Source organism: Nocardia sp. CC201C (assembly GCF_030010695.1).
In the GTDB taxonomy this organism is placed as follows: domain Bacteria; phylum Actinomycetota; class Actinomycetes; order Mycobacteriales; family Mycobacteriaceae; genus Nocardia; species Nocardia otitidiscaviarum.
The window spans coordinates 1-8327 of the sequence record NZ_JASCXP010000335.1 but is presented as its reverse complement, the minus strand read 5'-3'; the positions used below and the strand labels follow the sequence as shown (position 1 = coordinate 8327).

Annotated in this window: 10 protein-coding genes; 5 read left to right on the top strand and 5 right to left on the bottom strand. The window is 67.3% G+C overall.

Going from position 1 to position 8327, the window contains the following annotated elements:
• Window positions 1-195: 195 nt before the first annotated feature.
• From QK444_RS27370 to QK444_RS27360, 3 genes are all read right to left on the bottom strand, one after another.
• The gene (locus QK444_RS27370; RefSeq protein ID WP_282785032.1) at window positions 196-1074 is read right to left on the bottom strand and encodes a carbohydrate ABC transporter permease; all 879 of its coding nucleotides are present in this window, start codon (window positions 1072-1074) and stop codon (window positions 196-198) included.
• On the bottom strand, window positions 1074-2042 hold the full coding sequence (locus tag QK444_RS27365) for a sugar ABC transporter permease (protein ID WP_282785034.1): 969 nt from the start codon (window positions 2040-2042) through the stop codon (window positions 1074-1076). Before QK444_RS27365 ends, QK444_RS27370 begins: the two co-directional genes overlap by 1 nt.
• Before the next feature lie 136 nt (window positions 2043-2178).
• Window positions 2179-3480, bottom strand: coding sequence for an ABC transporter substrate-binding protein (locus QK444_RS27360; protein WP_282785031.1), 1302 nt, complete (start codon window positions 3478-3480; stop codon window positions 2179-2181).
• 149 nt (window positions 3481-3629) lie between these two features.
• Here QK444_RS27360 and QK444_RS27355 point away from each other — a divergent pair, with 149 nt between their 5' ends.
• Together QK444_RS27355 and QK444_RS27350 are read left to right on the top strand one after the other, a co-directional pair.
• On the top strand, window positions 3630-4538 hold the full coding sequence (locus QK444_RS27355; RefSeq protein WP_282785030.1) for a DUF2786 domain-containing protein: 909 nt from the start codon (window positions 3630-3632) through the stop codon (window positions 4536-4538).
• On the top strand, window positions 4532-5041 hold the full coding sequence (locus tag QK444_RS27350; protein WP_282785033.1) for a TIGR04338 family metallohydrolase: 510 nt from the start codon (window positions 4532-4534) through the stop codon (window positions 5039-5041). Before QK444_RS27355 ends, QK444_RS27350 begins: the two co-directional genes overlap by 7 nt.
• Window positions 5042-5080: 39 nt before the next feature.
• Here the strand turns inward: QK444_RS27350 and QK444_RS27345 are convergent, their stop codons facing one another.
• Together QK444_RS27345 and QK444_RS27340 are read right to left on the bottom strand one after the other, a co-directional pair.
• A complete protein-coding gene (locus tag QK444_RS27345; RefSeq protein ID WP_282785029.1) occupies window positions 5081-5272 on the bottom strand; it encodes a DUF397 domain-containing protein in 192 nt (63 codons plus the stop codon).
• Complete coding sequence (locus QK444_RS27340; protein WP_282785028.1) at window positions 5269-6126, bottom strand: helix-turn-helix transcriptional regulator; 858 nt, start codon at window positions 6124-6126, stop codon at window positions 5269-5271. The genes QK444_RS27345 and QK444_RS27340 overlap by 4 nt, the downstream gene beginning before the upstream one ends.
• Before the next feature lie 238 nt (window positions 6127-6364).
• Between QK444_RS27340 and QK444_RS27335 the strand changes: the two genes are divergently transcribed.
• The 3 genes from QK444_RS27335 to QK444_RS27325 are packed head-to-tail and all read left to right on the top strand — an operon-like array spanning window position 6365 to window position 7805.
• Window positions 6365-6613, top strand: coding sequence for a hypothetical protein (locus QK444_RS27335; protein WP_282785027.1), 249 nt, complete (start codon window positions 6365-6367; stop codon window positions 6611-6613).
• The gene (locus tag QK444_RS27330; RefSeq protein ID WP_282785026.1) at window positions 6610-6978 is read left to right on the top strand and encodes a hypothetical protein; all 369 of its coding nucleotides are present in this window, start codon (window positions 6610-6612) and stop codon (window positions 6976-6978) included. The genes QK444_RS27335 and QK444_RS27330 overlap by 4 nt, the downstream gene beginning before the upstream one ends.
• The gene (locus tag QK444_RS27325; RefSeq protein WP_282785025.1) at window positions 6975-7805 is read left to right on the top strand and encodes an NmrA family NAD(P)-binding protein; all 831 of its coding nucleotides are present in this window, start codon (window positions 6975-6977) and stop codon (window positions 7803-7805) included. Before QK444_RS27330 ends, QK444_RS27325 begins: the two co-directional genes overlap by 4 nt.
• The last annotated feature ends 522 nt before the right edge of the window (window positions 7806-8327 follow it).

Here is an 8327-nt window from a genome sequence, read left to right as displayed (position 1 = left end):
CGCGAGGTGACACTCGCCAGTTCGTTCCACCCAGCCATGCTGGAATACGGCGGCGGCTCCGGATTGCGGCCGCGCGGACGGAACGAGCTCACGAGCATCTCCTTCCGGAGCGTCGACAAAGCCTGCGTACGGGAGAAGCGCCGCGGCCCAGCGTGCGGCGCGACCCATGCTAGTGGACGCGATCCCGATCCGGGTTCAGCTCTTGACACCGCCCGCGGTGAGACCGGAGATGATGCGACGCTGGAACAGCAGCACCATGATCACCAGCGGAATGGTGACGATGGTGCCCGCCGCCATGATGGCGGCGTACGGCTGGACCTGCGGATCGTTACCGGAGAACCGGGCCACCGCGACGGTCACCGGCTCGGTCTTGTCCGAGGAGAGCAGCCGCGCCAGCAGGTACTCGTTGACCGCGGCGATGAAAGCCAGGATGGCCGTGGTGAATACGGCCGGTGCGGCCAGCGGCAGCATGATCAGGCGGAACGCCTGGAAGCGCGACGCGCCGTCGATGCGGGCGGCCTCCTCCAGCTCCCAGGGCAGATCACTGAAGAACGACGCCAGGATGTACACGGTCATGGGCAGCACGAACGAGATGTTCGGGATGATCATGGCCTGGTACTGCCCGATCCACCCGATATCGGTGAACAGCTGGAACAGTGGCGTCACCAGCACCACCACCGGGAACATGGACGCCGACAGGATCAGGCCCGCCACCAGGTACTTGCCCTTGAACGCCAGCCGCGCCAGCGCGTACGCCGCCATGACGCCGACGATGAGTGCGATGACCGTGGTGATCGACCCGATGATGACGCTGTTGACCAGCGCTCGCCCGAAGTCGTTGCCGCGGCTGGTGTCGAAGGCGTTGCGGAAGTTCTCGAACGTCACATGGGTGGGCCACGGGGTGTTGTCGAAGGTGTAGGCCGGATCGCGCAGTGCCGTGACGACCATCCAGTAGAACGGCCCCAGCCCCCAGATCAGGATGATCAGCGCGCCGAGATACACCCGACCGTTGGTGAGCCGCTTGACCCACGGGGTCGTCGGCCGCACCCGCGGCGCAGCGGTGGTCGTCGTCATCAGTGCGCCTCCCGCTGCTCTTCCTGGGTGCGAACCGCATTGGCACCCAGGAACTTCACCAGCACGAACGCCACCGCGAATATCAACAGGAAGGTGATCATCGACAGCGCCGCCGCGCTATTGGGCCCCTGCCGCACCTGGTCCACCACCAGCATGGAGATGGTGCGGGTATTGGGGTTGTTCATGGTCATGATGGCGGGCAGGTCGTACATGCGCAGCGCGTCCATGGTGCGGAACAGGATCGCCACCATGAGCGCGGGCTTGAGCAGCGGCAGCGTGATGTGCACGAACCGCTGCCACGCCGACGCGCCGTCCACGCGGGCCGCCTCGTACACCCCGTCCGGAATCACCTGGAGTCCGGCCAGGATGAGCAGCGCCATGAACGGCGCGGTCTTCCACACGTCGGCCGCGATGACCGCGAACCGTGAGGGCCACTCCTCGGCGGTCCACAGGATGCTGGTGCCCAGCACCCGGTTGACCACGCCGTCGTACTGGAACATGAACTCCCACAGCCGCGCGGTGACGGCGGTGGGGATGGCCCACGGAATGAGCACCGCCGCGCGCAGCAGGCCGCGCCCGGCGAAGGTCTTGCCCATGATCATGGCCATGCCGAGGCCGACCAGCACCTCCAGGCTCACGGTGACCACGGTGAAGAACAGCGTGACGCCGATGGCCAGCCAGAACGCCGAACCCAGGTTGCCGGTCGGGCAGGAGACGGTATTGCCGAGCGAGTCGCGGCACTGTTGCAGCAGCCAGTGCGTGTAGTTCTCCAGCCCGGCGCCGCCGCCCTCGACGAACATGCCGGTGGACGGGTCCAGGCCGGAGTCCTTCTGGAAGGACATGATCACGGCCTGGACCACCGGGTAGCCGATCACCACGGCCAGGGTGATCAGCACCGGCGCGACGAACAGCCAGGCCCGGCCCGATCCGGCGAAGACAGCGCGGCTGGTCCGCTTCTTCTTCACCAGTTCGGTGGCGGGATCTTTCGGGCTGGGCGTCGCGACATCGGTCGCTCCCGAAGGACGTGACACCGTATTTCTCTCCTACGGGACTGACTCAGTTATCCAGGGAACAGCGCGGTGGACTCCAACACCGCCGAATCGGTTACGACCCGGCGGTCTCGATGCCCTGCTGCATCCCCGTAATCGCCTCGTCGATGGTCTTGCGTCCCTCGAGGGCAGCATAAGCGTTGTCCTGCACGGCCTTCGAGACGGCCGGGTAGAACGGCGTCACCGGCCGCGGCACCGCCGAGGCGATCGACTCCTTGAGCGCGGGCAGGTACGGCATCTTGGCGATCAGCGCCGGATCGTCGTACATGGAGGCCCGCACCGACGGCAGCGCGCCGGAGGCGACGATGTGCTGGGCGTCCTCGCTGATCAGGAAGCGCAGGAAGTCCAGCGCGGTGGCCTTGTTCTTGGAGTAGGCGCTGATGGCGGCGTTGTAGCCACCCAGGGTGGAGGCGCCGACGCCGTCCTTGCCGGGCAGCGGGGCCACGCCGTACTTGCCGACCACCGCGGAGCCCTCACCGCCGGCGATGCCGTAGAACGACGGCCAGGTGCGCAGGAACATCAGGTTGCCCTGGGCGAACGCGTTCTGCGACTCGGTCTCGGTGAAGGAGATGGCCTCCTTCGGGATGTCACCGTTCTTGTAGGCGTCGACCAGCACCGACAGACCGGCGCGCGACTCCGGGCTGTCGACGGTCGGGGTCTTGCCGTCCGGGCCGACGAAGGTGCCGCCGTAGGCGTTGATCACCTCGGCGGTGTTCACGGTCAGACCCTCGTAGGGCGCGAGCTGACCGGCGTAGCAGCCGATATTGTTCTCCCGCGCGATCGGGCACATGGACAGCATCTCCGACCAGGTCTTGGGCGGGTTCGGCACCAGGTCGGTGCGGTAGAACAGCAGGCCGCCATTGGTATTGCGCGGCGCGGCGTACAGGGTGCCGTTGTAGGTGGCGCTCGCGACCGGCGGGGACAGCAGCGTCGAGGTGTCGATGGCGAAGGAGTCCTGCAGCGGCTGGATCCAGCCCTTGGCGGCGAACTCGGCGGTCCACGGCACGTCCAGGGCGACCACGTCGTAGTCGGCGGACTTGGCCTGCAGATGCTGCTTGAGGTCGTCGTACTGCTGGGAGGCGTCGTTCGACTGCTCCTTGAACGTCACCAGCTCGTCCGGGTGCGCGGCGTTCCAGCGGTCGATGAGCTGCTTGACCGCACCGGTCTCGGTGGTGTCCTTGCCCTCGACGTAGGTGATCGGTCCGCGCCCGGTGAGGTTCTCCGAGGCGGCATCGTTTCCGCTGTCGCTCGAGCAGCCGGTGGCGAATGTCGCCGTCAGCAACGCCGCACCCGCGGCCGCCAAGGCGGCTCGTGGCACGAGCGACTTACGTAGGGACGACACCTTCTTCAAAGCCATCGCTGTAACTCCAGGGGTTCGAGACGTGAGCGGCGGCACACTCAGCCGTTTGCACAAGGGAAGATACATGGTCGGGTGGTCTCGCGCCGGAACTACCTCAGGCATCGGGCCGCCGATCGTCGTCGGTACCGCCAGCTAGGCTTGGGTCGATGTCATCTCAGGACCGGATGTTGACGCGGATCGGGGGTTTGCTCCGCCAGGCGGAGTCCACCGAGAACGAGCACGAGGCGGAAGCCTTCATGGCGGCCGCGCAGCGACTGGCGACCCGCTCGTCGATCGATCTGGCGGTGGCGCGCTCGCATGTGGCGAGTCGGGAGCGCCGACCGACGCCGGTGCAGCGGGTGATCCCGATCGGTGCGCCCGGCAAGCGGGGACTGCGCACCTACGTACAGCTTTTCGTGGCCATCGCCGCCGCCAACGACGTGCGCTGCGATGTGGCCCGCACCTCCACCCAGGTGTACGCCTACGGCTTCGACGGCGATATCGACACCTGCGAGGCGCTGTACGCGAGTCTGCTGATCCAGATGGTGCGAGCGTCGGACCAGTACATCAAGTCGGGCGCGTACAAGTCCGGGACGGTCGAGAAGGTGGTCACCGAGAAGCGTTTCGGGCGCACGGTACGCACCCGGGTGCGGGCCCCGGTGGCGGCGGTGACCGCGCGGCTCAACTTCCAGATGGCCTTCGCCGCCCGCGTCGGCCGCCGCCTCGCCGAGGTGAAGTCCGAGGTGGAGACCGAGGCGGTGCGCACCGACGGGTCGGGGGACAACGCCGGAAATGGCGGCGCGGCGGGTGGCAGTGCGGCCGGTGATGGCGCGGGAAGTGCCGCCGCCGGGACCGTGAATGGCACCGCACTCGCCTTGCGCGACAAGGAGATCGCCCTGACGGACTTCTACCGGCAGACCTCCGAGGCGCGCGGCACCTGGCGCGGACCGGAAGCCTCGGCGGGATATTCGTCGGCCGCGCGGCGGGCGGGGGACCGCGCCGGACGGGCCGCGCGTCTGGGCACCGCACCGGAACTGGGCGCGGCCCGAGGCGAACTGCCCGGCGGCGGATCGTGACCCGCGACTCCCAACGCGGCCGGGTCTACGACGCGGAGGCACTGGTGCGCGGAATCTTCGAACGGGCCGACGAATTCGGCGCGCGCACGGTGGAGGTGCACGGGTCGCAGCTGACCCTGCCCGTGGAGCGGAAATTCGCCTCGGTGGCATCGGTGCAGGATTACGCGGACCGGGTGCTGGCCCTGAACTGGGTGCGCGCACACTGGCCGCGCGCCGCCACACCGGTCACCGTGCGTGCGCGCGCCGGGTCCAAGGCGGCGCACTACGAGGTGACCGGGGCCGTGCTGGCCGTCCCCCTGCACGCCAACGGAAGTGCCTGGGCACTCCGCGAATTGGTGATCCTGCACGAACTCGCCCACCATCTCGAGGCCGATTCGGAGAAATGCGCGCCGCACGGCCCCGAATTCTGTGACCGCTATCTGGAATTGATCGACGGTGTGATCGGACCGGAGGCCGCATTGCTCATGCGCACCACCATGCTCGGCTGCGGTGTGCGTCTCTGAGGGTCCGATTCGGACCCCGCGGTCATCCGCGGTGGCGCGTCACGCTTCCCAGATTCCGCTGTCCAGGAAGCTGTCCCACGCCGCGCCGTCGAACTTCAGCTCCGGGCCGCCCGGGTGCTTCGAATCCCGCACGCCGACTCGCGTGCCCTCGAACTTGATCTCCACGCACGCGTTCGAATGCTCCGATCTGCTGGATTTGAACCACTCGCCAACAGGGGGATTGCCGGTCACGCCGCGTACTCCTTCGCAACACGCAACACCATGTCTCTGGTGTCCTCCTCGCTCAACGCTACAGCGTGCAGGCTCTCGACCGCCTCGCGATACTTCGTGACCACGGCTTCTTGTTCGTGGTACAAAGCGCCGAACGCGTCTTCGATATAGACCACAGGAGGTTCCCGCAGGCCTCGTTCCAGCGTAGGGAACTCCAGCAGCGTGAAGGAGCCGATCGTCAGCGCGCGATAGGCGGGGCCGAACGGGATGATTCGGACTATCAAGCCTGGAATTTCACCAGCGGCCACCAGCCAACGCAGTTGTTCGGCCATTACGGATGGGCCACCGATCTGATGTCGCAACGTGGCCTCGGAGATGAAGGCCCGGAGTCGAAAGCCCGTGCTGCCCAGTCTGGTTTGCCTTCGGATCATCAACTCCACGCGCCGCTCCGCATCGACTGTGGAGAGTTCCGGATTGTCCATCCGGCCCATGGCCCGACGGTAGTCGGGTGTTTGCAGCAGCCCGGGCATGAGTACCAGCTGGTGGGTGGTGACGGAACTCGCTGCTGCTTCCAGACGCAGATAGTGCGGGAAGTGCGCCGCGAGCTGATCGGCGTAGGCCTGCCAGAAAGCCTTCGAAGTGCCCTGCAATTTAGCGACTTTCGCTTGTTCGCGGACCTCCTTCCACAACTCCATCGCTCCGGCTCGTTCGCGCGGGCTGAGTCGATAGAGGTCGAGTAGCTTCTCGATCTGCGGCCCCGACACCTTGGACGCGAGTCCTTGTTCCAACCGCAACACCGTCGGCGGCGATACATCGATTTCCAAACCGGCCGTGAGCAGGCTCTTACCGGCGCGTTCACGCATCTCCCGAAGCATGCGGCCGAAGGCTCGACGTGTTACCGTAGATCCAGACATTTCCTTAGCCTCGCTATCCGGGCGCGCACACGGTGAAACGTTCCGTCGTGAAATTCCAGTGTATTTCCCGCGTGTCCGGCAATGTTCGTTTTCCACAACCTGTTTCGGGTGTGTACTGAGATTCACGCCGGACGACGACGCACCGCGGAGTCGCCGCTCGGTATCGAATCCTTTCCCCTATGCAGGCAGGAGTGGCCGAATGTACTGGGCAGCGCTTGTGATAGCCGCGGCATCCACGATCACGGTGTGGGCGATGTGGGGCGTGCGGGACGACTATCGGGAAGGACGCGACCGTCCCCCTTTCGTCCTCCGGTACGTGGAGGGCAACGGCACCATCGTGGTCCCGCGTCTGCCGGTGACGGGGCTGCACCGCGCTCGGCGGCGCCGGCACCGCCGCATCCACTCCGGCTGGAGCGGCATGCCGGGTCTGGTCGGCGGTGCGCGATGAGCACCCGGCCTGCCGAATCCCGTTCCCTCGCGGATTCCGTCGATGGCGTCGCCGTCCCCACCTGGGGTGAGATGGACGAAGCGCTGCACGATCTCCTGGCCCACCACACCTGCGCATCGGATGATTGCCAGCGCAAACTGGATGCGATCCGGCGGGTGGTGTCGGCATTCGACCGGCAGGCCGGGGCGATCGCCGTGCTACTGAGCGACGCCTTGGCCGTTGAGGACGGTACCCAGCCGCTGTCCCGTGCGGTGGACGAACTCGCGTCCCGCTGGCCGGCGATACGCGCCGGCTCAACCGCACTTGACCTGAACCAAGGTTTAGCTTCTACCGTCGTCGGCGACGACGAAAGGAGAACGTCATGACGACCTTGGTGACAGGCGCTACCGGGAACACCGGACGTCACGTGGTGGCGGAACTGGTGCGCCGCGGCGAGCCGGTGCGGGCGCTCACTCGCGATCCACGCGCCGCAGCCGAAAAGCTGCCGTCCGCAGTGGAATTGGTGCAAGGCACGCACACCGACCCGGACACGGTGCAGGCGGCTCTCGGCGGGGTGAGCCGCCTGCACCTCACGGTGACGGACGGTCTCGCGGCGGTCGGCCCCGAACTGGTCGAGCGGGCGGTGGCGGCGGGCGTACGCCGGATCACCGTTGTGTGGGGCGGCATGGTCGGCCCCGTGGAGCAGGCCGTCGCGGAATCCGGTGTGGAGTGGACCCGGCTGGAGCCGCAGGAATTCATGTCCAACACGCTGACCTGGGTCGATTCGATTCGCGCGGAAGGCGTGGTGCGGGAACCCTACGACCATCCGAGCGCCCTGGTACACGAGGCCGACATCGGGGCGGTCACGGCGCTCGCCCTGCTCGAGGGCGGTCACTCCGGACGTGCCTACAACCTCACCGGACCCCGGGCGCTGACCATCGCCGAGCGGCTGCGCATTCTCTCCGACGCGGTGGGCCGCGAACTCACCCTCGCCCGCATCACCCACGAGCAGGCCGTCGAGCGGCTCATGGACACCGGCGTGGCACGCGCGGACGCCGAGTACGTGATCGGTTGGTACGCATCACCGCCCAGTGAAGGCTCCACCGTGGACGACACCGTCGAGCGTCTGCTAGGACGCCCGGCCCGCACCTTCGAACAGTGGGTCACCGAACACGCCGACCGCTTCCGCCTCGAAGCGGTCGGAAGCCGCTGATCGACGCGTCGCGGGGATCGGCGGCCGACCGAGCTCGTTGGAGTCGCGTGCGAGGTCGAGTCTGCGCCGGGTGCATGGCCCAGTCCGGTTCGACATCGGTCCGGGCTGGCGCTGTGCCACCCGCACACGGGCTACTCGACCGCCGAGTGAGTCCCACCGAAGGTCGTGAACCGGGTTGGCGCCGATGTTCCGCGTGACGCGCTGGGACGTGCACACGACTGCGGCGGCGCATTGCTGACGGTCGACTGCGACGGGGTCGGTCACATCGGGCCGGGCGCTAGAGGAGCCGACGATGACCCCGGCCTTCCCTGCGACACAGGGTAGTTGCGGTGACCAAGGCGGGAACCTGCCCGGTGCCGCAGGTTTGCCGGGGTCGTAGTGTCAGCGGACTGCGGCAGCGGCTGGTGCACGAATGGCCCACGCGAGACGCGGGTGGAGCTCAGTCCAGCAGTCGGCGCACCCGGTCCAAGCGGGCGTGCCACCAGGCGGTGCGGTCGGGGTCCGGGTGGCGGTAGCGCTCCA

Coding starts and splice junctions, on each gene's coding strand:
- QK444_RS27355 (WP_282785030.1), top strand. CDS start 3,630: ATGTCATCTCAGGACCGGATGTTGACGCGGATCGGGGGTTTGCTCCGC.
- QK444_RS27335 (WP_282785027.1), top strand. CDS start 6,365: ATGTACTGGGCAGCGCTTGTGATAGCCGCGGCATCCACGATCACGGTG.
- QK444_RS27360 (WP_282785031.1), bottom strand. CDS start 3,480: ATGGCTTTGAAGAAGGTGTCGTCCCTACGTAAGTCGCTCGTGCCACGA.
- QK444_RS27325 (WP_282785025.1), top strand. CDS start 6,975: ATGACGACCTTGGTGACAGGCGCTACCGGGAACACCGGACGTCACGTG.
- QK444_RS27330 (WP_282785026.1), top strand. CDS start 6,610: ATGAGCACCCGGCCTGCCGAATCCCGTTCCCTCGCGGATTCCGTCGAT.
- QK444_RS27370 (WP_282785032.1), bottom strand. CDS start 1,074: ATGACGACGACCACCGCTGCGCCGCGGGTGCGGCCGACGACCCCGTGG.
- QK444_RS27340 (WP_282785028.1), bottom strand. CDS start 6,126: ATGCTTCGGGAGATGCGTGAACGCGCCGGTAAGAGCCTGCTCACGGCC.